Here is a 25,708-nt window from a genome sequence, read left to right on the forward strand (position 1 = left end):
GGCGCGGTTTCGCGCCCTTTTTTGCTCTGGTTCACTATGTACTGCATGCTGCGCCCAGCCAAATGATCGTGGCCACCTGAACACTTACGAGCTGTTTTTTAATATCAGTGAGCAAGTATATTCACACTCTAAGAGCCAGAAAAAGCGCTTTGCGGTTTCTCTTATGTAATCACACTGTTTTTGACGTGGAATGTCAAAGTGTCTTGGGAACATAACATGTAAATAACCATACTCCTCATCAAAGCAATCAACGAAATCGCTTCGGACTCCATTCCAATAGTTAACAACTCGACTTAACATTGCGCTATCAAATTCATACCAGCGATCGAACGTGTCGATTAACGTGCCCCAAACGACGTTTTCATCCTCAGACCAGGCCAAAATCTTAAAGCATCGTCGAAAATAGTAGACCGTGGCCTCCAAACTATCTGGATAGGGCTTACCGATATCTTTGAGGTATGCTGCAAAATAAGTTTGTACCTCTTCCCTGACTAAATCCTTGTCCAGCCCTAGCGAAGCCAATATCAGCAAATTGCTAGAAGGATCACCAGCCAATACCCTCTGTTCAGCCCAGTCAGTGAAGTCACGTAAGTTTTGAATGGTAAAATCAGGTCTCGTCTTTGCGAGGAGATCCTTTAAATCTGTTGCATTGCCAACCACAGTCTATCCTTGAATGGCTATGAACCTTGACCTGACATTACCATAGCTCAAACGAATAATGACCAAATCCTCCCAGAGAATGCTAAACTTGCCCGCTAAAAGTGTCATACCGCCGTAGCGCACCCAAATGAGAACGAGCACGATTTAAATGTCAGAAAATCAAACAATTAGCCAAAAAGAGCAGTACAACCTCAACAAACTGCAAAAACGCCTGCGCCGCAACGTGGGTGAAGCTATCGCCGCCTACAACATGATTGAGGAAGGCGATCGCATCATGGTTTGCCTGTCCGGCGGGAAAGACAGCTACACCATGCTGGAGATCCTGCGCAATCTGCAAAAAAGCGCTCCGGTGAACTTCTCACTGGTCGCGGTGAATCTCGATCAGAAACAGCCCGGCTTCCCCGAGCACATCCTGCCAGCCTATCTGGAAAGCCTGGGGGTGGAATATAAGATCGTTGAAGAAAACACCTACAGCATCGTGAAGGATAAGATCCCGGAAGGCAAAACCACCTGCTCCCTGTGCTCACGCCTGCGCCGCGGTATCCTTTACCGTACCGCCACCGAGCTGGGTGCCACCAAGATTGCCCTTGGCCACCACCGTGACGATATCCTGCAAACGCTGTTCCTCAACATGTTCTACGGCGGCAAGCTGAAAGGTATGCCACCCAAGTTGATGAGCGACGATGGTAAACACGTGGTGATCCGCCCGCTGGCCTATTGCCGCGAGAAAGACATCGAGCGTTTCTCGGTAGCGAAAGAATTCCCGATTATCCCGTGCAACCTGTGTGGCTCACAGCCAAACCTGCAACGCCAGGTGATTGGCGATATGCTGCGCGACTGGGACAAACGCTACCCAGGCCGCATCGAAACCATGTTCAGCGCCATGCAGAACGTGGTGCCTTCACATCTGTGCGATACCGAACTGTTTGACTTCAAAGGCATTCACCACGGCAGCGAAGTGGTCGATGGTGGCGATTTGGCGTTTGACCGTGAAGATATTCCACTGCAACCGGTGGGTTGGCAGCCGGAAGACTCGGATGACAACGGCTCACCCGCGTTTGAACGCCTGAACGTGCTGGAAATCAAATAGTCCCTCTCTCCGCCTGTGCCCGCAGGCGGAGGTTTTTTCCCCGCTTAATTTTAGATCCTGTTCACAATTCACGCATAAAGTGCCTGACAGTGCGGTTTTTACCTTATACTGTTTATTTATACAGTCAAAGGAGACCAACGATGAATATCACCCCCTGCCTTTCCCACGTCTCGCTGGGAACCAACAATTTCGATGCCGCCGCACAGTTTTACGACCAGGTTCTCGGTGCGTTAGGCTGCCGACGCGTGCTGGAACACCCTGGCGCTATCGGCTATGGTCGTGACTATCCCGAATTTTGGTTGCAACTACCGATAGACGGCAAACCCGCAGGCATCGCAAACGGTGTGCATGTTGGCTTCTTCGCCACCAGCAAGCAGCAGGTTGATGAGTTTTATCAGCAGGCGGTCGCCGCTGGGGCGCAAGGAGACGGTGCACCGGGCTCACGGCCACATTACGGTGCCGCCTATTACGGCTGTTTCGTCCGCGATCTGGATGGCCACAAGATAGAGGCCAGCTTCTGGGACGAAAGCGCGGCTTAGCCTAATCGAGGCGGCGTGTTGTTAATGGGGCGATCTTGGACGGCATGTCGCTAACTGGGCGCAGCATGCAGCGCCCCTACGGAGTGAGCCGGTTGTTTGAGATTCGCCTAAGGGAAAAAAGCATAAAAAAATGCCGGTGATTAAACCGGCATCGTATTGAATTAAATGTGCTATGCAATAATTCTAAAAATAAGTAAATAAAACAATTATGGAGCGCAACGCCCATCGCTTGACGTTGCATTCACCTGCATGAGCAAGAATGCCGTAGTTCGCGTAGGCAAATGTTGATACTGCTCAACTTTACTCGCGTTTTCGCCACTATTTGTCGCTATAGCCAGCGGCTCCGTCTCAGCCACCAGGCAACCCCCCCGACCAATGCCACCAACATGAAGCAGAAAGAGGCAAACGCCAGTGGGCTGCCGCTGCCTGGGATCCCCCCCAGGTTGACCCCGAACAGCCCGGTCAAGAAAGTGGTTGGCAGGAAGACCATCGCCATCAGCGACATGGTGTAAGTACGGCGGTTCATGGCATCAGCCATCACGGTAGTGATCTCATCGGACAGGATCGCCGTGCGGGCAATGCTGCCATCCAGGTCATCTAATCCGCGCCCCAGGCGATCGGCAATGTCCTGCATGCGTCGGCGTTCATCGTCATTCATCCACGGCAGTCGTTCGCTGGCCAAACGCGAAAATACATCGCGCTGCGGGGCCATGTAGCGGCGTAATACAATCAACTGTTTGCGGATTAGCGCCAACTGCCCACGCTCAGGGGTTTGCTGTTCCAATAACGCATCTTCCAGATCGATGATCTTGTCGTGCAGATCTTCGATGAATTCACTGGTGTGGTCGGTCAGCGCATCAGCGATTTCTACCAGCCAGTTACCGCTATTAATCGGCCCCTGGCCATTGCGTAATTCATTAACCACTTCATCGATCGAGTAGACCTTACGATGGCGGGTGGAGATAATCATCTTATCAGTGATATAGACGCGGAACGTCACCAGTTGATCGGGCCGTGAGTCCGTATTGAAATTGATGCCGCGTAGCGTGATCAGCGTGCCGTCGCCCAATCGGGTGACGCGTGGCCGGGTGCTTTCCCCTGCCAGCGCTTGTCTTACCAGATCTGGCAGCAGCGGCGTGTTGGCAATCCACTCGGCGCTGGCCGGATGGGCATAGTCCAGATGCAGCCAGCATGGCTCCTCGCTGGTGATCTTATCGTCATCCTCAATTGGCGTGGTGCCACCCTTGCCGTCGAGTTGATAGGCATAGACCGCGTCGGGCACCTGCAGTTCGCGCCCCTCAATGACATCCATTCAAAACCCTCATTATTTTGCCGTTGATACAGAGTCTAGCGTTATTGCCTTAGGGATCAAAGTGGCAACGCCGTAACGGGATCTGAAAGTAAAAAGCCCCCGTGTTGGCGAGGGCTTGGGCAGGCGTCAGGACTCTGAACATCAATGTTTCAGAATATACATTTCCTGGCTGTAGGCGACATCTTCTGGGTTAGTGATTGGGTAGCCCTTCACCCAAGGTTTGATCAGACGCCCGTTGGTATATTGATAGATCGGGGCGATCGGGGCCTCGGCCGCAATCATCTGCTCGGCCTTGTTATAGTCGGCGGTTAACGCCGTTGGATTAGTCTCGCGACTGGCATCGGCCAACAGGCGGTCGTATTGCGGGCTGTTAAATTTGGCGATATTCCCGCTGTGTGAAGAGGTCAGCAGCGACAGGAAGGTCGAGGCCTCGTTGTAATCCCCCACCCAGGAGGCGCGAACCACGTCGAAATTGCCGGTGTTACGGCTGTCGATATAGGTTTTCCACTCCTGATTTTGCAGTTTAACGTCAACGCCCAAGGTTTGCTTCCACATTGACGCCACGGCAATGGCAATCTTTTGGTGGCTCTCTGAGGTGTTATACAGCAGGGTCAATTTCAGGGGATGGTTCGGACCATAACCCGCTGCCTGCATCAACGCCTTGGCTTGCTCGTTCAACTCTTCCTGGGACTGTTGCTGCAGCAGGCTGGTTTCCGGCTTAAAGCCCGCAGTGACATCCGGCGTGAAGTGGTAGGCTGGTTTCTCACCGGTGCCCAGCACTTTTTCGGCAATGATCTTGCGATCGATAGCGTAAGACAAGGCTTTACGCACCCGAACATCATTAGTTGGCGCACGCTGGGTATTGAACGCGTAGTAATAAGTGCCGAGTTGGTCCGGTGTGTAGACCTGGTCTGGGATATCCTTCAACAGCTTCTGATACATGTTTTTCGGGAAGGATTCGGTAATATCGATATCACCAGCCTGATAACGCTTGGTGGCGTTAGATTCCTGGTTGATCGGTACAAAGGTCACCTTGGTCAACACCGTGTGTTTATGATCCCAATAATGGTTGTTCGGCACCAGTACCAGTTTCTCGTTAACCACTCGCTCTTGCAGTTTGAATGCGCCGTTGCCTACCAGATTGCCCACTTTGGTCCAGTCATTGCCGTATTGCTCAACCACGGCTTTAGGAACCGGGAACAGGCTGAAATTCGCCGTCAGGCTGACAAAATAGGGCACCGGTTTGTTCAGTTGTACTTTTAACGTGTGGTCATCCACCGCCACAACGCCAAGCTTATCGATGGGCAGCTTACCGGCGATAATTTCTTCGGCATTCTGGATCCCGGCAAGCTGAGCAAACCAGGCAAACGGCGACAGGCTTTTCGGATCGACCAGCCGTTGCCAGCTATAAACGAAGTCTTTCGCCGTGACAGGGTCACCGTTGGACCAGCGGGCATCTTTGCGTAGCGTGAAGATATAGGTCTGGTTATCCGAGGTCTGCCAGCGCGTGGCGACACCGGGGATCACTTTGCCATGCGCGTCCTGATTCACCAGCCCTTCAAACAGATCGCGTGCCACCTGCGCTTCTGGCAGGCCCACGGCTTTAATCGGATCGAGCGACGCCGGCTCATCTTTGATGTGCCGCACGATCTCCTGTTTCTCCGCCAGAGCGGTACCTGGGGGAACCTGAGCTGCCATAGCACCACTAATACCCGCGCTGATGGTGACCGCGCAAAGCGTTAAACGAAAACTCGCCAGAATTTTTCTTCTCGTCATGTTAGATATGCCCCAGTTAACCCCATGAATTTTTTATCATATAGCACAAAGATGCCCGCCACCTATAGCCACGCGTAACAAGAATGTAAAAAGTGGATGTTTGATCCAAAAAAAAGCCCGCAGCCATTATCGGCAATGCGGGCTGTTTGCTTAGGCAGGATCAGTCGTAAAGATGAATACTGGCGATCTTATAGCTGAACTCTTCCCCTTCTTCTTCATCGAAGATGGTGAAATAGCCTTTCTCTACCAGCGGGTTGAGCTGGATATCGGTCTTTTGCAACTGGCGTGATTCGGCGTCGTCAAAACCATAGTCGAGGAAGAACTCCCCTTTCTGATGATCCACGTGCAGGGTGAACGGATAGTTGGATTCGTCCCCACGCCCATCGTCATTTTTCACTACGCCAAACCACTCACCCTGGCGAATCTGGTTTTCTGCATCCACGCCGCACAGTAGGGTGATGGTGTCTTTTTCGTTTTCGCTGTAACGCGCGACTATTCTGGCAACTGGCATGATAAATCCTCTTTGTCGTTAGCACTCTGCCGATAGTATAACAATAGACATCACTTTATTCGCTTAACAGACTGGGAAAGATGAGCGAAAGCGTAATACACTCAATAACATCGCAATTATTTCTGACTTTGGCTTAAAGGGAAACCCCATGACCCAACACAGACCGCGCAGTGAGCGTGGCCAGCTGGCAGTTGCAGGTGAAACTTACGGTAAATCGATGTTAGGCGCCCCGCTGCTGTATTTCCCGGCGGCCAAAAGTGGCCCGGAAACCGGGCTGGTGATTGCAGGCACCCACGGTGACGAAACTGCCGCGGTGGTGACGTTATCCTGCGCATTACGCAGTATCGCCCCCGCCCAACTGCGCCATCATGTGATCCTGGCGGTCAATCCGGATGGTTGCCAGCTTGGGTTGCGCTCCAATGCCAACGGCGTCGATCTCAACCGCAATTTCCCGGCGGCCAACTGGCGCTCAGGCGATACGGTGTACCGTTGGAACAGTGCAGCGGAGGCTCGTGACGTGCGGCTCTCTACCGGCGGAAGGCCCGGTTCCGAACCGGAAACCCAGGGATTGTGCCATTTGATCCATCGCCTGAAGCCACGCTGGGTGGTTTCCTTCCATGAGCCATTGGCCTGTATAGAAGATCCGGAAAGCTCCGCGCTGGGGGTTTGGCTGGCGCATAAGTTTGCCCTGCCGCTGGTGACCAGCGTCGGCTATGAAACGCCGGGTTCATTCGGCAGTTGGTGTGCAGACTTGTCCTTGCCCTGCATCACCGCCGAGTTCCCGCCGATCTCAGCCGACGCCGCCAGTGAAAACTACCTTGCCGCCATGGTCGAGTTGCTGACCTACGCTGACTAGCGTGAAAGCTCAATAGCTCCGCACTCAAAGGCCAAACCTGGCACTACGTCTTTTGCCAGCCAGGTTGGGCCATCGAGATCCACAAAACGGGCGCCAGGCACCAACGGCAACGCCGCAGTTATGGCTCTTGAAGTGCAGAGCATACAGCCGAGCATGATTTCGAAGCCCTGCGCGCGTGCCTGTGCGGCAAGCTGTAACCCTTCTGTCAGCCCACCCGTTTTATCCAATTTAATGTTGACCATCTGATAGCGCCCCGCCAACCGAGGCAGATCGCCGCTGGTGTGGCAACTCTCGTCGGCGCAAATCGGTAATGGATGGATGAAGTTTTCCAGGGCGCTGTCGTCGCTGGCCGGTAAAGGTTGCTCCAGCATCGCCACGCCTAAATCCGCCAGCAGTTGGCAACGCGATGCCAAGCCTTCCGCCTGCCAGGATTCATTGGCATCAACGATCAACGTCATCTGCGGCACCGCCGTGCGGATCGCCACCAGCCTTTCGCTGATCAGGTGATCGTCGAGCTTGATTTTCAGCAGCGTCGCGCCCTGTTGTTCCAGCTCTTTAGCGGCAAACGCCATCGCTTCCGGCGAGCCGATGCTGAGCGTTTGCGCCATCACTACCCGTTCCGGTGCGGTAACGCCGCTCAATTGCCACAGATCTTTGCCAGCAAGGCGGCATTCCAAATCCCACAGTGCCGAATCGACCGCGTTACGAGCCGCCCCCGCGGGCATCAGGTGTTGCAACTCCTGCCGGGTCACCCCTTGCGCGATGGCCGTGGACACTTCGGCCAACTGCTCCATCACTGAGGTTTCGCTCTCGCCATAGCGCGGATAAGGGGTGCATTCACCGACACCGCGCATACCCTGCTGTTCAATCTCTACCACCACGACTTTGGCTTCGGTCCGGCTACCGCGTGCGATCACAAAGGCGGTGTGCAATGGCCAGGCTTCAGGGTAAAAACGCATGCTTCTCATAACGGCTCCCGAGCGAAAAAAGCATATAAAGTCAGTCCACTATACCTGCAGTTTATAAACTTTATCTATCCAAGGTGCGATTGTTGCCTTAAACTGCTTCGAGATTGTGAACCCGGTGTTAATCGGCTTCACATCTTTGTATAAACATCGTTGAAAGGAACCGAGCAATGACTCAGACCGTACATTTTCAAGGCAACCCTGTCACTGTAGCAGGCAAACTGCCACAGCAGGGCGAGCAGGCAAAAAGCTTTACCCTGGTTGCCAAAGACCTGTCAGACGTTGCCCTGAGCAGCTTCGTGGGTAAACGCAAAGTCCTGAACATCTTCCCAAGCATTGATACCGGCGTCTGTGCCGCATCGGTGCGTAAATTCAACCAGTTGGCGAGTGGCCTGGATAACACCATGGTCCTGTGTATCTCTTCCGACCTGCCGTTCGCCCAGTCACGCTTCTGCGGTGCAGAAGGCCTGAACAACGTGGTTACCCTGTCTACCCTGCGCGGCGGTGATTTCAAGCAGGCGTATGGTGTAGAGATCGCCGAAGGTCCATTGGCCGGTCTGACCGCGCGCGCCGTGGTGGTGCTGGATGGCCAGGACAACGTGCTGTATAGCGAGCTGGTAAACGAAATTACCACCGAGCCAGACTATGATGCAGCGCTTGCCGCGCTGAAATAAGCCTGTAGATAGCAAAAAGCCCGGTTTTTAAGCCGGGCTTTTTTATGCCTGAAAATGAGGGACTGTTATTCTTCGCTGTCGTCGGTGAGCTTGCGATTGCTCAGCCCGTATTCCCGCAGCTTATTGGCAATTGCCGTATGTGAGACGCCCAAACGCTTGGCCAGTTTGCGGGTGCTGGGATAAGTGCGATACAGACGAGTCAGCACCGAGCGTTCAAAACGCTTGCTGATATCATCCAGCGAGCCTTCCATCACTTCATCCCCTAACGCTATCTCCACCTCAAAATCCGGCAGAATGATATCTTGCGGGCGCAGCTCGTAGCCGTCCGTTTGGGTCAGGGCACGATAGATGGCGTTCTTCAGCTGTCGCACGTTGCCAGGCCAGCCGTACTTGCACAGGAAGCTACTGAGATCGTTGGCCAGTTTCGGCCTGGCGACCCCTTGTTCATCGGCAAAGCGCGCCACAAACAGCTCGGTGAGTGGCATGATATCCTGCGGGCGTTCGCGCAGCGGCGGGATGGTGATGGTCAGCACGTTCAAACGGTAATAGAGATCTTCACGGAATTCACCGCGCTGCACCAGTTCGGTCAGGTTTTTCTGCGTGGCGCAGATCACCCGCACGTCCACATGCACCTCATGCTCTTCCCCTACCCGGCGGAACGTACCGTCGTTGAGGAAACGCAGCAGTTTGGTTTGCATGCGTGGCGACATCTCGCCAATCTCATCCAGCAATACCGAGCCACCGTTGGCCTGCTCAAAGAAGCCCTTCTTACCTTCCAACGCATTCGGATAAGCGCCCGGCGCATGGCCAAAAAGTTCGCTCTCTACCACATCGTCCGGCAAGGCGGCACAGTTCAGCGCCAGGAACGGCTGTTTGCCACGTGGGCTGCGCAGGTGGCAGGCCCGCGCCAGAATATCTTTCCCCGTGCCGGTATCGCCCACAATCAGCAATGGGGCATCCAGCATGGCCAGTTTACGCGCCTGCTCCAGCACGTGGCGCATTTTCGGGCTGACGGCGACAATATGGTCAAACTCAGTATCGTCATTCACCGACAGGTTCTGCAGCTGGCGGCCCATGCGGGCAGTGGATTTGAGCATTACCACGGCGCCCACGGGAGCATTCTGCTGTTGCTCATCTTCCAGATAGATCGGGGTGATATCCATCAGGAAATCCTGGCTGCGGATCACCACCCGCTCGGAATGCGGCTTAGTGTCTTCACTCTCCAGCCAGCGGCTGAAGTTATAGCCGCCAATCAGTTGGCTCGCCGTTTGATTGCGGATCTTGTCTTCGCTGAAGTTGAACAGCGTCTGAGCCGCCGGGTTAGTCAGTTCCACCTTGCCTTTCATATCGATGGAAAACACCGGTTCCGGCATCGACTCCAGCAACGCACGTAACGCACGGTGTTCACGTTCGGAAGGCATAAAGTTAACGGTGCGCACATCGGTCACACCGCTGATGCGCCGGATCTCCGCCATCAGCGCGCGGAAGGTATCAAAATCCAGCTGGGAAAAATTGAGGTAAATACGGCCGATAGGATCAATTTCGATGCCGCGCAGGTCGATACCGCGCGATACCAAAAGATCGAGTAATTCTCGAGTGAGACCGAGACGGTCTTCGCAAAATACTTCCAAACGCATCAGTATTGGCCTTATCTCTGCAGGTGCGGGGATGTCTGGTGATGATGATAACCTCTCCCCCCGGAAGGAAGAAGCGATCTGTCAGCAAAAGTTGACAGAGCTCCAGTTTATCACTGCTATTAGCGGTTTTAAACGCCAGCCAATAACACCATCGGCGTAATTTTAGCTTATTTCTAGAGAGTTATCATATTCAGCATTATTTTGGCAGCGGATTATCACGCGCTCACAGGGGGATATTCTTTCGTCAATCTGTGGTTACAAACTGAGAAATGAGCCCTCTCCGGTTACAAATGATAGTAATTCTCGTCTGAGTATTTTATAGTTGCGCTGCGTAACTATAAAGAAAGAGAGATGACCATGCTTAGAAAGCATTCACTGGCAGCATTTTGCTGCACCACGCTGTTGTTGAGCGCCCCAACTCAAGCGCTGGACCTATCCTATAAGGCGCCGGAGCCCAGCATTAAAGCCGCCCCCGCCCCCAAAGCTGTACCTGGGCCCGCGGAAAAAACCGCCAAGGCGCCAGTGGTCTGGTCAGAATCAGAAGATAAGACCGGCTTCAGTGCCAATCTTGAATGCGACCATCCCAGCTGCAGCCGCCCACGCGACAAATCGTATTCGACACTTAATCGCCCTGTGAAAAAAACCGATCGCCTGCGCCAGTCCGATCCCTACTCCACCAATCAGGATCCCGATTACAGCGTGAACATGGGTTATAAGTGGTAATGACGCTTTAAGAATCTCTGATAGAAGACGTGCTTAGCCGCAAGTTCATGGGTGACGAAGCGACCAGAATTACCCAAAAGAGCAAGCCCTCTCACTATATGAGAGGGTTGGAGTGAGGGGTAATTAATTGAGCGGTGCCTGGCTGGTTTCCTTGATGTACAGGAAGGCGAACAACGATAAGACACAACCGGCAATCACGTAAAACGCCGGGGCCGTGGTATTACCGGTTAGCTTGATCAGATAGGAAGCCACCGATAATGAGAAGCCGCCAAAGATCCCCACGGCAACGCTATAAACCAGCGATAACCCGGTGGTTCTTACCCGCCTTGGGAATATTTCCGGCAAAATGGTGATGGACGGCGAAGCACCGATAATATTGATAATGCTCAGCACAATCATTACCGCAAACAGCATTTCAATACTGGGGTGGGTGCTGAGTAAATAAAAGGCCGGATAAATCAGCACAACTATCGCTATTCTCGCCCAGGCAATCAACCGGACCCTGCCCACTTTATCTGACCACATTCCCGCTAGCGGCCCACCAATCAGAGTAATCAAACCGGCGATGGCACCGATTAACATGCTATAGCTGGTATCCAGTTTTAATATGCTGATGGCGTAGTTGGGAATATAAAACATGATGATCATATGTGGGATGGTTCCCCCCATCGTCAGCAAAATTCCCGCCAAAGTTTCTTTATAATAGGTAGTTATCACTTCCAGCAAGGGTATTTTGCTAACGCTTTCGGTGGCCGTTGGTAAGGTGTGAGTGGCGGTTTCTTCCAGCTTAAAGCGAATATACAGCCCCACCGGAACAATCACGATGCCAAACAGGAACGGGATACGCCAGCCCCAGGCTTCCACACTCGCCTCTGGCATGCAATTTACCAGGATCACCAACGTCATGGCGGCAAATACGTTGCCCGCACCTTGGCTCGCTACCTGCCATCCCCCGTAAAACCCGCGATTATGGGGTTTGGCATACTCCACCAGCAGGGTCGTTGATGCGCCTAACTCACCGCCTGCGGAGAAGCCTTGCATCAGCCTGGCCAGGGTAATAATGATCGGGGCCGCAGTCCCGATGCTTTCATATGACGGGGTGATACCAATCGTCAGGGTACTGAGCCCCATCAGCAGGAACGTCAGCGTCATGGCGGGCTTGCGCCCTTTTTTATCGGCATAATGGCCGATGACCAGTGCCCCCAGCGGCCTGGCAAGATAACCCATCCCAAAGATCAGGAAGGTCATCGTCATGCTCACCAAAGGATCTGTCGCGGGGAAATAAGCTTTTGCAATGTAGGTCGCAAAAAATGCGTAAAGCACCAAATCAAAAAACTCTAAGCCATTGCCTAACGTGGTAGCCACAATGGCCCTAGCCGGGGACTTTCTTTCCTTGACGCTATCCATGGCCTGTCCTTAATTTAATTTGCAGGGGCGCAGCATGCTTCGCCCGTACAGATAATCGATGTTATGCCAGGATCGAACATTTTCGACCCCGACAAATTCAGGAGTATCACCAACTTATTAAAGACCGAGGTTTATTCCTTCAGGAATTCCTGCGTCAACGCAGACCAATAGGCGATCCCTCTGAGTATGATTTCATCATTAAAATCATAGCCAGGGTTGTGTACCATGCAGCTATTTTCACCTTGGCCGTTACCTAATAATAAATAACTGCCCGGGCACTGGTTCAGCATAAAGGCAAAGTCTTCGCTGCCCATCAACGGTTCCGGGATATCAATGACCTGCTGAGGATGGCTATCACCCATTAAATTTTGCGCTACCTGCTTGGCAAAACGGGTCATCTCCGGTTGGTTGACCAACACGGGATAGGTGTGATCATAGTCAATATCGATCCTGGCACCGTATGAGGCCGCCTGGGCCGTCACTAACGTCTTGATGCGCTCTTCCAACAACTCCCTGACTTGCGGATCCAACGCGCGCACGCTTAACTTTAATACCGCTGAGTCGGCGATGACATTACTGGCCATGCCTGACTGGAATGAACCTACGGTGATCACACCCGGTTCTTGCGCCCCCAGATTACGCGCGACAATCGTCTGCAATGCCATCACAATACTGGCCCCGACGACCACGGCATCAACGGTGCCCTTCGGCATCGCGCCATGTCCCCCTTTGCCGTGAATGGTGATGGTGACCGTATCACTGGAGGCCATAAACGCCCCCTCGCCAAAGACAAATTGCCCCTGCGGGAAGCCCGGCATGTTGTGCATGGCAAAAACGGCATCACAGGGGAAGCGTTTAAACAGGCCGTCATCGATCATCTTCTGGGCACCGGCCAACCCCTCTTCTGCGGGTTGAAAAATGAGGTGCAAGGTGCCATCGAAACAGGCGTGATCGGCCAGATAATGTGCCGCGCCAAGCAGCATCGCGGTGTGGCCGTCATGCCCGCAGGCATGCATGATGCCTTCATGCTGGCTGCTGTAAGGGAGTTGCGTATTTTCCAGGATCGGCAAAGCATCCATATCTGCCCGAATGCCTAACGTGCGGGGGCTGTTGCCTCTTTTCAATGTCCCAACCAGGCCGGTGATACCGAGCCCTCGTGTCACCTGATACCCCCACTCCTCAAGCTTTCTCGCTACCAGATCGGCGGTTTGTCGTTCCTCGAATCCCAGTTCAGGGTACTGATGAATATGTCGACGGAGGATTTGGCTTTCGTCGGCATAGGGTTGGAAGGTCTCTAAGTTCGGCTCACGGTGCGGCATGTTCATTACCTCCTGTCCTTGGGATTGATGTCTTGGTGCTAAAGCGGCGAGCTAATATCGCGGATCTTCCGCTGGCGCAGTCAGATATTCAGATTAATTGTTGGTCAAATATACCGTCTTCTTTGCCGCTGTCCGTGGGATTTTTCGTGACCAAGACCGCAAAACAAACATTTCATTAACTTATCATTAACAATTAATGGGTATTGCAGAGGTGTACAAAAAGAAGGGAGTTTTTGGCGGTGCAGCCATAAGGCTGCGTCTGATTGACGCAGCCTGCTGAAGTCAGACTTTGCTTTGACCTTTTTTCATGGTGTCTTTCAACTGGTTAATCAATTGACCACGGAAATCACCCAGTTTTGGCTTATCGCCTTCTAACCAAGGTAACGGGCGGCACAGTTCCATCGCCTTGATGCCCAATCGCGCCGTCAACAAACCGGCCCCTATCCCCTGCGCGGCCCGCGCAGACAACCGCGCCGCAATATCCTGCGACATCCAATCCATGCCCACTTCCCGCACCAGTTCGGAAGCGCCGGCAAAGGCGATATTCAGCAACACCAGGCGGAACAGACGGATGCGGCTGAAATAGCCCAGTTCGATGCCATACAGGGCCGCAATGCGGTTAATCAGGCGGATATTGCGCCAGGCGATAAAGGCCATGTCCACCAAGGCCAACGGACTGACGGCGATCATCAGCGTCGACTCTGCCGCCGAGCGGCTGATTTCGCGCCGCGCCTGATTATCCAGCACCGGCTGCACCAGCTTGGCATACAGCGCAACCACTTCACGGTCGTTCTGGGTTTCATGTAATGAAGCCTGCCAGCGTTGCAATGCGGGGTGCCCTTGATCCAACCCGGCCTGACGCGCCAGCTTTTCACAAAACTCGCGCCCTCTCCCCAGGCCGTGACTGTGCAGCAGTTCCCGAGCTTCGTCACGCTCTTCTGCACGTTGGCGTAGGCGGTATAGCCTGCGCCATTCCCCCACCACCGAACCAATACCAGCGAAGACGATCAATCCACCGGCAATCCCGCCACCCAGCGCGATCCAATCCTGTTGCACCCAGGAGGTATGTACCCACTGGACACCTTGAGCCACCACGCTGACGCCAAACAGCATCAGCCCAGCGTTAACCATTTTACGCCACAGGCTGCGCTTGGGTTTCAACGCGGCGTTAACGATACCTTCCGCGCGCCCTTCCTCTTCTTCCTGCTCCATCTCTGGCGCTGCCGGATAGAATTTCTCGGCTTGCTGTTCGTCAAATTCCAAGCCTGCGCGCAACACCGGTTCCTGTGGCGGCTGCAACGGCTCGGCAAAATCGATACGCGGTTTTAACGGCTCGCTCATCGTAATTTATCTCCCAATAAAAACTCCATCACCGCGTCCAGACGGATATGCGGTAACGGACTGTCAACGCTCATCATACGTGGGCGGAACTGGTCAAAATGGAACCCTTGTTGCTGCCAGAACGCCGGGCCAGGCAGGCGCGCAGGCACTTCGCCAGGGAAGACCGTCAGCGGTGCGCCATCGTCCAGACGGTGGCCTTTCAATGCCGGGATCGGCTGCCCATGATGATCGACAATGCCGCTTTCGGTCGCCTGTACCGAAGCCAGGCCGACGCAGTCCATGCTGATGCCTTCAAACGCAGCGTTCTGCCAGGCTTCCTGCACCAGTTGCTGTAACAGCGAAACCAGATTGGCGTGCTGATCGGCGGTGATATGGTCCGCCTTGGTTGCCGCAAACATCAGTTTGTCGATGGTTGGCGAAAACAGGCGGCGGAACAGCGTGCGCTTGCCGTAGTGGAAGCTTTGCATTAACTGGGTCAGCGCCAAACGCATATCATTAAATGCCTGCGGCCCGCTGTTGAGCGGTTGCAGGCAGTCCACCAGCACGATCTGGCGATCGAAACGCACAAAGTGCTCTTTATAAAACGCCTTGACGATCGACTGGCAATAATAGTTAAAACGGGCGCGCAACATGCCCGCATTGGTATGTTTGTCCGCCTGTGCCAGGCGCGATTCCCCTGCCGCATCGACGTTCGGCCACGGGAAAAACTGCAGCGCAGGCGCACCGGCCATATCACCAGGCAGCACAAAGCGCCCAGGTTGAATAAAGTGCAGCCCTTCAGCCTTACAGCGCAGCAGGTAGTCGGTATAAGCCTGGGCGATCGCCGCCAGCTTGTTTTCATCCGCTGGGGCCAATGGATCGAGATCTTTGCACAATGCTAGCCAAGGCTCGGCCCAGCGCGCGCGGTCGCCCTGCAACAACCCAGCCATCTGACGTGACCAGGCCAGGTAGTCCTGTTCCAGCATCGGCAAATCCAGCAGCCATTCGCCCGGATAGTCGACGATCTCCAGATACAGCGTGGAGGTTTCTTTAAAATGGCGTAGCAGTGAATCATTGGAACGGTAGCGCAGCGCCAAGCGGATTTCGCTGACGCCACGGGTTGGCGTTGGCCAGCTTGGCGGATTGCCATACAGCTGCGCCAGGCCTTCGTCGTAGGTGAAACGTTGGATACCGAGGTCGCGTTGAGGAATGCGTTTCACCCCCAACAGTCTTTCTTCCCGCACAGGGGAAAACAGCGGCATACGCGCGCCGCTGTGAACATGGAGTAACTGATTGACCAATCCGGTGATAAACGCCGTCTTACCGCTGCGGCTCAAGCCGGTGACTGCCAGCCGCAGATGACGATCCATCCCGCGATTGACCAGCGAAGTTAACTCATTTTGCAGTCGTTTCATTGTTCTCCTTGGCATAGCGCCCGAACGCCTTGTTCAGCCCTTTGCGAAACAGCGGTTCCAGCAACAGGGCCAACACGTAACGCAGCGGTTTGCGGCTGACGGTTTTCAGCAACCACGCGGTTGCCCCCGCCGGGCCATAACTCATTAGCGCTATGATGATGACTTTCGACAAGGTCTTCAACAATGCACCTACTCCCCATTTTGGTGAAGCGGTTTTTGGGGCATTAATCGCATAGGTTTTACTCATGGTTGCTGCCCTCCGGCAAATGTTGGGGAAAAAGTCGGTGCAATGCCTGACCTGCGGCGTACGCAGGCCCGTGCATCGTTAAGAGAGGTTACAGTTGGCGAAAGCGGCTCTGCACGCCAAAGGTGTCAGACGTGACGTAGCGCTCAACCTTGCGCAACTGCTGCTCCCCGCTGCTCAATTCGTATTCCAGCTTATCGAGCAACTGGCGCGGTGTGGCCTGATGTTCATCCTGATAACGGCTGGCTGGAGCCTCCTCAAGCACGAAGACCAAGGCGATATAGGCGACCACCGTAATGAAAAACAGCCCGAAGAACAGCGACAGCACGGCAATCACCCGGATCAAACGCACGGGCACGTCAAAATAGTGGGCAAGGCCAGCGCAAACGCCCTTCAGCATGCCTTCTTCAGGTACACGGTACAGTTTTTTACTGCCTAACGTGTTGCCCTTGTATGAACCGCTGTCGTCGTTGTAGTAGGAACGATCGCGACGATCGCCAAACTTTCCTCTGTCCTGGTCTCTACGCATTACGACTGCCTCCAATTCGGGTGTTCCGCATCAAGAATGTCTTCCAACGCCTGAATACGATCGCGCATGCGTGTGGCCTGCTCCGCCAGCTGCGTCAGACGTTGCATCTCCTGATGACTCAGTTGAACGCCGCTCTGTTGCCGATTGCTGTAATGCAACCAAAGCCAAATCGGTGCGACAAACAACACAAAGATTGTCAACGGGATGGCAAGTAATAGAGCACTCATTTCAATTCCTTCTTATTGGCCGTAGTGTGGCGGCCACGCTGGGTGGCCGCTTAAGCATTATTCCGGGCGGTTCATCTTGGCTTTCATTGCCGCCAGTTGCTCACTGATGGCATCGTCCGCCTGCAGTTCGGCAAACTCCTGATGCAGGCTTTTCTTTTTGCCAATGCTGACGCTTTCCGCTTCGGCTTCCATATGGTCGATACGGCGCTCAAACTGTTCAAAACGCGCCATCGCCTCATCCAGTTTACCGCTGTCCAGTTGGCGACGCACATCCCGTGAAGAAGAAGCCGCCTGATGGCGCAGCGTTAATGCTTGCTGGCGTGCACGAGTTTCGGTCAGCTTGTTTTCCAGCTCGCCGATTTCACTCTTCATGCGGGCCAGCGTCTCTTCTACTGTAGCCACTTCCTGGCTCAGCGTAGCAAGCAGGTCGGCCACTTTCTGTTTTTCGATCAACGCGGCACGGGCCAGGTCTTCTTTATCTTTACGCAGCGCCAGTTCGGCTTTGTCCTGCCAGTCATTGATCTGGTTTTCACCCTGCTCAATGCGGCGCAGCAGCTGTTTTTTCTCCGCCAGGGCACGCGCTGAGGTGGAGCGCACTTCAACCAGCGTGTCTTCCATTTCCTGGATCATCAAACGCACCAGCTTTTGCGGGTCTTCTGCTTTATCGAGCAGAGTATTGATGTTGGCGTTCACGATGTCGGCAAAACGAGAAAAGATACCCATAATTTACTTCCTCTTGGTTCTGAAGGCGTCTGAAGCGCCGAGTTAAGTTATACAACTTGCCCTAAGAGTTAATCAAGAAGCGTGCCAACTTTTATTTCATTGAAATACAAAGATTATTTGTTTTTGACTCTCGCCACGCTTGCTGTAGAGTGAGTGTTTTCACCAAACATTGGCGAATTTCATCATGAGCGAACCGTTAGAGAACCTGTTGGGCGAGGCCAACGCCTTTGTCGAGGTGCTGGAACAAGTTTCACAGTTGGCCAAGCTCAATAAACCGGTGCTGGTGATCGGTGAGCGCGGCACCGGTAAAGAGCTGATTGCCCACCGGTTGCACTATCTTTCCAACCGTTGGCAAGGGCCGTTTATCTCCCTCAACTGTGCGGCGCTGAATGAAAACCTGCTGGACTCGGAGCTGTTTGGCCATGAGGCTGGCGCGTTTACCGGCGCACAGAAACGCCATCTTGGCCGCTTTGAGCGTGCCGATGGCGGCACCCTGTTTCTGGACGAATTGGCAACCGCGCCGATGCTGGTGCAGGAAAAGCTACTGCGGGTGATTGAATATGGCCATCTGGAGCGCGTGGGTGGCAGCCAACCGCTGCGGGTGGATGTCCGGCTGGTGTGCGCCACCAATGATGATTTGCCCGCGCTGGCCGCCGCCGGTAAATTCCGCGCCGATCTGCTGGACCGCCTGGCCTTCGACGTGGTGCAACTGCCGCCGCTGCGCCAACGCCAGCAAGACATCATGCTATTGGCCGAGCATTTCGCCATTCAGATGTGCCGCGAGCTGTCACTGCCGTTGTTCCCCGGCTTCAGTGAACATGCGCGAGCGACGCTGCTCGGCTACTCCTGGCCGGGTAACGTACGTGAGCTGAAAAACGTGGTGGAGCGCTCCGTTTACCGCCATGGTTCAGACCAGGATGAGCTGGATGAGATCATCATTAACCCCTTTGCCAAGCGTTCAGAGCCGCTTGATGATGAGGTAACCGCGCCAGCCAGTGATTTACCTGCGTTGCCGCTGGATTTTAAAAGCTGGCAGCATCAGCAGGAGAAAACCCTGCTGGAAATGGCATTGAAACAGGGCCGCTTCAATCAGCGCAAAGCTGCCGATTTGCTGGGGCTGACCTATCATCAGCTACGCGGCATGTTGAAAAAGCATGCGTTGCTGCAAGGTAGCGACCCAGAGGGAAGTTAAACCGACTGGGCGATCAATTCACGTAACCATTGATGGGCGGGATCTCGATGCGAACGCTCATCCCACAGCATTGCCAGCTCATAGCCCGGGATCTCCACTGGTGGCTCGGCAATCTGTACTTCAGGGCTGTCCCGTACCAGGCGTTCGGGTAGCATCGCCACCAGATCCGTCTTGCCGATCACCGATTTCACAAACAGAAAATGCGGGACGGAAAGGACTACCCGCCGCGAAAGCCCAACCTGCTCCAGCGTGTGATCGGTGATGCCGCTAAATCCCCCGCCGTTTGGCGAAACCACCACGTGCTCCAGTTGGCTAAATTGCGCCAGCGTCGGGCGAGCCGTCAACGCAGGGTGACCAATGCGGCCCACCAACACATACTTCTCCTTGAATAACACGCGTTGACGCATCCCTGATGGTGCGCAGTCCTGAGTGTGAAAGGCCAGATCGATCTCCCCCATCTCCGCCTGCCGGGCAATCCTGGTTGGTGCCAGTTCCAACACTGCCAACCGGCTGTTGGGAGCGGCCTGACGAAGCCGTGCCAATGCGGGCAACAGCACCGTGGATTCGCCATAATCGGATGCGGCAACGCGCCAGGTGATATTCGCACTGGCCGCCTCAAACGGGCTGATGGGTGAAACGGTGTGTTCCAGCACTTCCAGCGCCTGCCGCAAAGGTTCACGTAAAGCCTCCGCTCTGGCCGTTGGCCGCATACCTCTGGGGCCCGGCAGCAGCAGCGGATCGTCGAAAAACGCTCTCAGCTTGGCCAGATGAGCGCTTACCGAAGGTTGCGACAGCGACAACCGCTCCGCCGCGCGCGTAACATTCAATTCCATCAGTAACACATCCAACGTCACCAGGAGATTGAGATCCAACCTGCCGAAATTACTCATGCAAATACCTGTAATCATCTAAATCAATTTTAACTATACCTGGCGCTAACCTACTCTGTTGCTCTCTTTACAGCAATGGAACTTAATGATGAATATTCTGCTGGTCTACGCTCACCCTGAAGCCCAATCGCTTAATGGCTCACTAAAAAACTTTGCGGTCAAACATCTGCAGGACGCTGGGCATCAGGTACAGGTTTCCGATCTGTACGCCATGAAATGGAAAGCCTCTTTGGATGGCGAAGACCGTACGGATCGGGATCGAGCCAACCGCTTCAACCCGGTACTGGATTCCCGGATCGCTCTGGAACGAGGAACGCAAAGTGCAGATATTGCGCTGGAACAAGAGAAGTTACTCTGGGCGGATACCGTGATCCTCCAGTTTCCACTGTGGTGGTTCTCCATGCCAGCCATCCTCAAAGGTTGGGTAGAACGCGTGTATGCCTATGGCTTCGCGTACGGCGTTGGCGAGCATTCCGATACGCATTGGGGGGATCGTTATGGCGAAGGTACGCTGGCAGGAAAACGGGCTATGTTGCTGGTTACCGCTGGCGGTTGGGAGTCTCATTACAGCCCGCGCGGTATCAACGGCCCGATAGAGGATATTTTGTTCCCCATTCACCATGGCATTCTGTATTACCCCGGCTTTGACGTGCTGCCACCGTTTGTGGCGTACCGCACCGATCGCTTCGACGAGGCGAAATTCCCAGAGCTTTGTGCGGCGCTGGGGGAACGACTGGATACGCTGGCCAGTACCGAGCCTTTGCCATTTCGTAAGCAAAACTTTGGTGATTATGCGATCCCACAGTTAACGCTGAGAGAAGACATTGTCCCTGGCCGCTCCGGTTTTGCCGTTCACCTGAAATAGAGGCAAAAAAAAAGCCAGCACCCGAGCTGGCTAAGTAAACACTGGAAGCAATGTGAGCAATGTCGTGCCTTCCACAAAGGGCCACAAGGTGTGGCCTTCCGTGAACTGCCAAATGATGATAATGGTTCTCAGTATCATCTGTAAAGCACTTTGTTGAGAATTTTTCTCATTACCACACTAAGCTTGGGTAATTATCCACCGGCACGGATTTCGGGCTGAGGCCGACACGCCAAAAAACAGCGGCAAGCTTAACCAAACCGCCGAAATTTCAGTCATTTTGCTCAAGGAATTGGGCTGTTGGTCAGAGTGCGATACACTAACGTTATTGCTTAATAACCCATGAAGCGTCTATGCGTGGTTTACCTCTTTGGATAATGTCGCTCGGCTGCCTGGCAACGTCTGCCCTGGCCGCGACACCGGCTGTGCCCAGCGCAGCACCACCGCCAGCAGACATCCGCCAGAGCGGCTTTGTCTATTGCGTCAGCGGCATTCTGAACACCTTCAATCCGCAGATGGCCAGCAGCGGTCTGACGGTCGATACCCTCGCCGCCCAGCTTTACGATCGGCTACTGGATGTCGACCCCTACACTTACCGCCTGATCCCGGAACTGGCGGAAAGCTGGGAAGTACTGGACAACGGCGCTACCTACCGTTTCCACCTGCGCCGGGATGTGCCTTTCCAGACCACCGCCTGGTTCCAACCCAACCGCAAAATGAACGCCGACGATGTGGTGTTCAGCTTTCAGCGGGTGTTTGACCAGAAGCATCCGTTCCACAATGTCAACGGCGGTGAATACCCGTACTTCGATAGTTTGCAGTTTGCCGACTCTGTGCAAAGCGTGAGAAAGCTGGACCAATACACCGTCGAGTTCCGCTTGCAGGCACCGGATGCGTCCTTCCTATGGCATCTGGCAACCCATTATGCGCCGGTGCTATCGGCAGAATATGCCGACAATCTGACGCTGGATGGCACCCAGGAAATGATCGATCGTGAACCGGTCGGCACCGGCCCATTCTTGTTGAACGAATACCGTTCCGGACAATATATCCGTCTGGCACGCAATGACGTTTACTGGAAAGGGAAACCGCGCATGCCGCAGGTGGTGATCGACATGGGGGCCGGGGGTACGGGCCGCTTGTCCAAATTGCTGACCGGCGAGTGCGACGTATTGGCCTACCCCGCTGCCAGCCAGCTTTCGATCCTGCGCGACGATCCGCGTTTACGCCTGACGCTGCGCCCAGGGATGAATATCGCCTATCTGGCCTTCAACACCCGCAAGCCGCCGCTGGATAACCTGAAGGTGCGCCAGGCCATTGCGTTAGCTATTAACAACCAACGCCTGATGCAGTCGATCTATTACGGCACCGCAGAGACCGCCGCCTCGATCCTGCCGCGCGCCTCCTGGGCCTATGATAATGATGCCCACGTTACCGAATACGATCCGGCCAAGGCGAGAGAGATGCTACGCGAAGCCGGTGTGGGGCCACTGGATCTGAAGCTGTGGGTACCAACCGCATCGCAATCCTATAACCCTAGCCCGTTGAAAACGGCGGAGCTGTTACAGGCAGATTTGGCTCAGGTCGGCATTAATGTCACCATCGTGCCGGTAGAGGGCCGCTTCCAGGAAGCCCGGCTGATGGAGATGAACCACGATCTGACGCTCACCGGTTGGTCAACCGACAGTAACGATCCAGATAGCTTCTTCCGCCCGCTGCTGAGCTGTGCGGCAATCCGTTCGCAAACCAACTATGCTCACTGGTGTGATCCCGCTTTTGATGAACAGTTGCAGGATGCCTTGTTGTCACAGCAGTTATCACAGCGTATCGAGCATTATCAGCAGGCGCAGAAGATCCTCGAACAGCAGTTGCCGGTATTGCCGCTGGCCTCCTCTTTGCGTTTGCAGGCCTACCGTTATGATATTAAAGGACTGGTGTTGAGCCCGTTCGGCAACTCATCATTTGCCGGGGTGTACCGTGAACCGGCGGAGGCCGCGAAAAAGTGATTATCTTTACCTTACGCCGCATTCTGTTGCTGCTGATCACGCTGTTCTTCCTGACGCTGGTCAGCTTCAGCCTGAGCTACTTTACCCCGCGCGCGCCATTAAACGGTGCCGCCTTGCTGGATGCCTACCAGTTCTATTTCGTCAGCCTGCTGCACTGGGACTTTGGCGTTTCCAGCATCAACGGCCAGGCGATCAGCGAACAGCTGCGCGAAGTGTTCCCGGCCACCATGGAACTGTGCATTTTAGCCTTCACGCTGGCCCTGTTTATCGGCATTCCGCTGGGCATTATTGCCGGTGTGATGCGCGGCAAGTGGCAGGATACCGCCATCAGTACCTTTGCCCTGCTGGGCTTTTCCATTCCGGTGTTCTGGCTGGCGCTGCTATTGATGCTCTATTTTTCACTGCATCTTGGCTGGCTGCCGGTGTCAGGCCGTTTCGATCTGCTGTATCAGGTCAAGCAGGTCACCGGTCTGGCACTGGTTGACGCCTGGCTGTCTGATTCGCCTTATCGCAATGAGATGATAGCCAGTGCGCTGCGCCATATGGTGCTGCCGATTGCCGCTCTGGCGGTGGCCCCGATCACCGAGGTGATCCGCTTGATGCGCATCAGCACCGACGATGTCCTCAGCCAGAACTACATCAAGGCTGCCGCTACACGTGGCCTGTCACGCTTCACCATTATCCGCCGTCACGTGTTGCACAACGCGTTACCGCCGATCATTCCAAAACTCGGTCTGCAATTTTCTACCATGCTCACGCTGGCCATGATCACCGAGGTGGTGTTCAGTTGGCCAGGGTTGGGGCGCTGGCTGATCAATGCCATCCGCCAACAGGACTACGCGGCCATCTCCGCAGGCGTGATGGTGATCGGCACGCTGGTGATCACCATTAACGTGCTGGCCGACATTCTGGGTGCGGCGACCAACCCGCTGAAACATAAGGAATGGTATGCCCTTCGATAACGTATACCGCGAAAAGAAAATGCCTAGCCCGCTGCTTTATACCTGGCGGATTTTCTATGGCGACACTTTGGCGATGATTGGTTTTTATGGGGTGATCGGCCTGCTGCTGCTTTCCCTGTTCGGCAGCCTGCTGGCACCTTACGCCCTCGATCAGCAATTCCTGGGATATCAGTTGCTACCACCGTCCTGGTCACGCTACGGCAACGTGTCGTTCTTCCTGGGCACCGACGATCTGGGCCGCGATATCCTTAGCCGTTTGCTGACCGGCACCGCCGCCACCTACGGTTCGGCACTGATTGTGACCATCGCCGCCGCCCTATGTGGCGTGATCCTGGGGGTATTTGCCGGGGTCACCCATGGCCTGCTGTCTGCGATGCTCAACCATATTCTCGATACCCTGCTCTCCATCCCTTCACTGCTGCTGGCGATTATCGTGGTGGCATTCCTTGGGCCGAAGCTGGAACACGCCATGCTGGCCGTTTGGCTGGCACTGTTGCCACGGATGGTGCGTACCATCTACAGCGCAGTGCACGATGAGCTGGAAAAAGAGTATGTGGTCGCAGCCCGTCTGGATGGAGCTTCGACGATGCAGATCCTGTGGTACGCCGTGGTGCCGAACATTGCCGCCGTACTGATCACCGAATTCACCCGTGCGTTGTCGATGGCCATTCTCGACATCGCGGCGTTGGGCTTCCTCGATCTGGGAGCGCAGTTGCCTTCCCCGGAATGGGGAGCCATGTTAGGAGACTCGTTGGAGTTGGTGTATGTCGCACCTTGGACCGTGATGCTGCCCGGTGCCGCTATTCTGATCAGCGTATTGCTGGTTAACCTGTTGGGCGACGGAATACGCCGCGCGATCAATGCGGGAGTGGAATAATGCCGTTACTCGATATCCGCAATCTGACGATTGAATTTATGACCGCCGAAGGGCCGGTGAAGGCCGTCGATCGCGTCAGTATGACGCTGACAGAAGGTGAAGTGCGTGGTCTGGTAGGCGAATCCGGCTCAGGAAAAAGCCTGATCGCCAAAGCCATATGCGGCGTGACCAAAGATAACTGGCGCGTCACCGCCGACCGCTTCCGCTTTGACGATATCGACCTGTTGCAGCTCAGCCCGCGTGAACGGCGCAAACTGGTGGGCCACAACGTTTCGATGATCTTCCAGGAGCCTCAGTCCTGTCTTGATCCTTCCGAAAGCATTGGTCGCCAGTTGGCCCAGGCCATTCCCGGCTGGACTTACAAGGGCCGTTGGTGGCAGCGCTTTAACTGGCGTAAACGGCGGGCGATTGAGCTGTTGCACCGCGTCGGTATCAAGGACCATCTCGATATCATGGGCAGCTTCCCTTACGAACTCACCGAAGGGGAATGCCAGAAAGTGATGATCGCCATTGCGTTGGCTAATCAGCCAAGATTGCTGATCGCCGATGAGCCAACCAACGCCATGGAACCCACCACGCAGGCGCAGATCTTCCGTCTGCTGGCGCGTCTGAACCAAAACAATAACACCACCATCCTGCTGATCAGCCACGATTTGCAGATGATGAGCAAGTGGGCCGACCGGGTTAACGTGCTGTACTGCGGCCAGACGGTGGAGAGTGCGCAATGTGAAGACCTGCTTGCCGCCCCTCATCATCCTTATACCCAGGCGCTGATCCGCGCCATGCCGGACTTTGGCCGTTCACTGCCGCATAAAAGCCGCCTGAATACGCTGCCGGGAGCGATCCCCTCATTGGAGCATCTGCCGATCGGCTGCCGCCTGGGGCCACGCTGCCCGTATGCGCAAAAGCAATGTATTGAAACCCCTCGCCTGCGCCCGGTGAAGAATCACCTGTTCGCCTGCCACTTCCCGCTGAACATGGAGGAGCAATAA

General features: G+C 54.7%; 26 protein-coding genes. 11 read left to right on the forward strand and 15 right to left on the reverse strand.

The window, feature by feature from the left end; all coding sequences use genetic code 11:
- Positions 1–84 precede the first annotated feature (84 nt).
- A complete protein-coding gene (locus WN53_RS21765; protein WP_024486027.1) occupies positions 85–660 on the reverse strand; it encodes a hypothetical protein in 576 nt (191 codons plus the stop codon).
- A gap of 148 nt (positions 661–808) precedes the next feature.
- On the opposite strand from WN53_RS21765, the gene ttcA reads away from it, so the two are divergent.
- Both ttcA and WN53_RS21775 read left to right on the forward strand, forming a co-directional pair.
- The gene (ttcA, locus tag WN53_RS21770; protein WP_024486026.1) at positions 809–1,750 is read left to right on the forward strand and encodes a tRNA 2-thiocytidine(32) synthetase TtcA; all 942 of its coding nucleotides are present in this window, start codon (positions 809–811) and stop codon (positions 1,748–1,750) included.
- A gap of 140 nt (positions 1,751–1,890) precedes the next feature.
- Positions 1,891–2,289, forward strand: coding sequence for a VOC family protein (locus WN53_RS21775; protein ID WP_024486025.1), 399 nt, complete (start codon positions 1,891–1,893; stop codon positions 2,287–2,289).
- A gap of 328 nt (positions 2,290–2,617) precedes the next feature.
- Here WN53_RS21775 and zntB read toward each other — a convergent pair whose 3' ends face one another.
- The 3 genes from zntB to WN53_RS21790 form a co-directional block, all read right to left on the reverse strand.
- On the reverse strand, positions 2,618–3,601 hold the full coding sequence (zntB, locus tag WN53_RS21780; RefSeq protein ID WP_024486024.1) for a zinc transporter ZntB: 984 nt from the start codon (positions 3,599–3,601) through the stop codon (positions 2,618–2,620).
- A gap of 141 nt (positions 3,602–3,742) precedes the next feature.
- A complete protein-coding gene (locus WN53_RS21785) occupies positions 3,743–5,377 on the reverse strand; it encodes a peptide ABC transporter substrate-binding protein (RefSeq protein ID WP_021806536.1) in 1,635 nt (544 codons plus the stop codon).
- Between the two features lie 160 nt (positions 5,378–5,537).
- Complete coding sequence (locus WN53_RS21790) at positions 5,538–5,888, reverse strand: hypothetical protein (protein ID WP_024486022.1); 351 nt, start codon at positions 5,886–5,888, stop codon at positions 5,538–5,540.
- Between the two features lie 148 nt (positions 5,889–6,036).
- Here WN53_RS21790 and mpaA point away from each other — a divergent pair, with 148 nt between their 5' ends.
- Positions 6,037–6,744 carry a murein tripeptide amidase MpaA gene (mpaA, locus tag WN53_RS21795; RefSeq protein ID WP_024486021.1) on the forward strand — a complete coding sequence of 236 codons (708 nt, stop codon included), beginning with the start codon at positions 6,037–6,039 and terminating at the stop codon, positions 6,742–6,744.
- Here the strand turns inward: mpaA and ycjG are convergent.
- Entirely contained in the window at positions 6,741–7,712 is a 972-nt protein-coding gene (gene ycjG / locus WN53_RS21800) for an L-Ala-D/L-Glu epimerase (RefSeq protein WP_024486020.1), read from the reverse strand. The two genes, mpaA and ycjG, sit on opposite strands and share 4 nt — an antisense overlap.
- A 167-nt stretch (positions 7,713–7,879) precedes the next feature.
- On the opposite strand from ycjG, the gene tpx reads away from it, so the two are divergent.
- A complete protein-coding gene (gene tpx / locus WN53_RS21805; RefSeq protein ID WP_021806539.1) occupies positions 7,880–8,383 on the forward strand; it encodes a thiol peroxidase in 504 nt (167 codons plus the stop codon).
- A 65-nt stretch (positions 8,384–8,448) separates the two neighbouring features.
- On the opposite strand, the gene tyrR is transcribed toward tpx, so the two are convergent.
- Positions 8,449–10,020 (reverse strand): transcriptional regulator TyrR, encoded by a 1,572-nt coding sequence (gene tyrR, locus WN53_RS21810; protein ID WP_024486019.1) that lies wholly within the window; start codon positions 10,018–10,020, stop codon positions 8,449–8,451.
- A 357-nt stretch (positions 10,021–10,377) separates the two neighbouring features.
- Between tyrR and WN53_RS21815 the strand changes: the two genes are divergently transcribed.
- Entirely contained in the window at positions 10,378–10,743 is a 366-nt protein-coding gene (locus WN53_RS21815) for a hypothetical protein (protein ID WP_024486018.1), read from the forward strand.
- Between the two features lie 123 nt (positions 10,744–10,866).
- Here WN53_RS21815 and WN53_RS21820 read toward each other — a convergent pair whose 3' ends face one another.
- The 8 genes from WN53_RS21820 to pspA all read right to left on the reverse strand — a co-directional run bounded on the left by WN53_RS21820 (position 10,867) and on the right by pspA (position 17,927).
- A complete protein-coding gene (locus tag WN53_RS21820; RefSeq protein WP_024486017.1) occupies positions 10,867–12,150 on the reverse strand; it encodes an MFS transporter in 1,284 nt (427 codons plus the stop codon).
- Positions 12,151–12,281: 131 nt separating this feature from the next.
- Positions 12,282–13,475, reverse strand: coding sequence for a M20 aminoacylase family protein (locus WN53_RS21825; protein ID WP_037412976.1), 1,194 nt, complete (start codon positions 13,473–13,475; stop codon positions 12,282–12,284).
- Positions 13,476–13,751: 276 nt separating this feature from the next.
- On the reverse strand, positions 13,752–14,810 hold the full coding sequence (locus tag WN53_RS21830; protein ID WP_024529301.1) for a YcjF family protein: 1,059 nt from the start codon (positions 14,808–14,810) through the stop codon (positions 13,752–13,754).
- Entirely contained in the window at positions 14,807–16,204 is a 1,398-nt protein-coding gene (locus WN53_RS21835) for a YcjX family GTP-binding protein (RefSeq protein ID WP_021806545.1), read from the reverse strand. Before WN53_RS21835 ends, WN53_RS21830 begins: the two co-directional genes overlap by 4 nt.
- Positions 16,185–16,451: a phage shock protein PspD gene (gene pspD / locus WN53_RS21840; RefSeq protein WP_024487070.1), complete on the reverse strand. Its 267-nt coding sequence runs from the start codon at positions 16,449–16,451 to the stop codon at positions 16,185–16,187. Before pspD ends, WN53_RS21835 begins: the two co-directional genes overlap by 20 nt.
- 88 nt (positions 16,452–16,539) lie before the next feature.
- Positions 16,540–16,848 (reverse strand): envelope stress response membrane protein PspC, encoded by a 309-nt coding sequence (gene pspC, locus WN53_RS21845; RefSeq protein WP_046808503.1) that lies wholly within the window; start codon positions 16,846–16,848, stop codon positions 16,540–16,542.
- 128 nt (positions 16,849–16,976) lie between these two features.
- Positions 16,977–17,204 (reverse strand): envelope stress response membrane protein PspB, encoded by a 228-nt coding sequence (gene pspB, locus WN53_RS21850; protein WP_046808279.1) that lies wholly within the window; start codon positions 17,202–17,204, stop codon positions 16,977–16,979.
- Positions 17,205–17,261: 57 nt separating this feature from the next.
- On the reverse strand, positions 17,262–17,927 hold the full coding sequence (gene pspA, locus WN53_RS21855) for a phage shock protein PspA (RefSeq protein ID WP_021182065.1): 666 nt from the start codon (positions 17,925–17,927) through the stop codon (positions 17,262–17,264).
- A 184-nt stretch (positions 17,928–18,111) separates the two neighbouring features.
- Between pspA and pspF the strand changes: the two genes are divergently transcribed.
- On the forward strand, positions 18,112–19,119 hold the full coding sequence (gene pspF / locus WN53_RS21860; protein ID WP_024487049.1) for a phage shock protein operon transcriptional activator: 1,008 nt from the start codon (positions 18,112–18,114) through the stop codon (positions 19,117–19,119).
- On the opposite strand, the gene WN53_RS21865 is transcribed toward pspF, so the two are convergent.
- The gene (locus WN53_RS21865) at positions 19,116–20,009 is read right to left on the reverse strand and encodes a LysR family transcriptional regulator (protein WP_046808280.1); all 894 of its coding nucleotides are present in this window, start codon (positions 20,007–20,009) and stop codon (positions 19,116–19,118) included. The genes pspF and WN53_RS21865 overlap by 4 nt on opposite strands.
- Before the next feature lie 88 nt (positions 20,010–20,097).
- Here WN53_RS21865 and WN53_RS21870 point away from each other — a divergent pair, with 88 nt between their 5' ends.
- From WN53_RS21870 to sapD, 5 genes are all read left to right on the forward strand, one after another.
- Entirely contained in the window at positions 20,098–20,874 is a 777-nt protein-coding gene (locus WN53_RS21870) for an NAD(P)H-dependent oxidoreductase (protein WP_046808281.1), read from the forward strand.
- A 350-nt stretch (positions 20,875–21,224) separates the two neighbouring features.
- Positions 21,225–22,877: an ABC transporter substrate-binding protein SapA gene (sapA, locus tag WN53_RS21875; RefSeq protein WP_024486759.1), complete on the forward strand. Its 1,653-nt coding sequence runs from the start codon at positions 21,225–21,227 to the stop codon at positions 22,875–22,877.
- Positions 22,874–23,839: a putrescine export ABC transporter permease SapB gene (gene sapB, locus WN53_RS21880; RefSeq protein ID WP_021806550.1), complete on the forward strand. Its 966-nt coding sequence runs from the start codon at positions 22,874–22,876 to the stop codon at positions 23,837–23,839. The genes sapA and sapB overlap by 4 nt, the downstream gene beginning before the upstream one ends.
- Positions 23,826–24,716: a putrescine export ABC transporter permease SapC gene (sapC, locus tag WN53_RS21885; RefSeq protein ID WP_024486758.1), complete on the forward strand. Its 891-nt coding sequence runs from the start codon at positions 23,826–23,828 to the stop codon at positions 24,714–24,716. The genes sapB and sapC overlap by 14 nt, the downstream gene beginning before the upstream one ends.
- Positions 24,716–25,708, forward strand: a complete 993-nt coding sequence (gene sapD, locus WN53_RS21890; RefSeq protein ID WP_021806551.1) for a putrescine export ABC transporter ATP-binding protein SapD — start codon at positions 24,716–24,718, stop codon at positions 25,706–25,708. Before sapC ends, sapD begins: the two co-directional genes overlap by 1 nt.

This window comes from Serratia fonticola, from assembly GCF_001006005.1.
Lineage (GTDB): Bacteria > Pseudomonadota > Gammaproteobacteria > Enterobacterales > Enterobacteriaceae > Chania > Chania fonticola.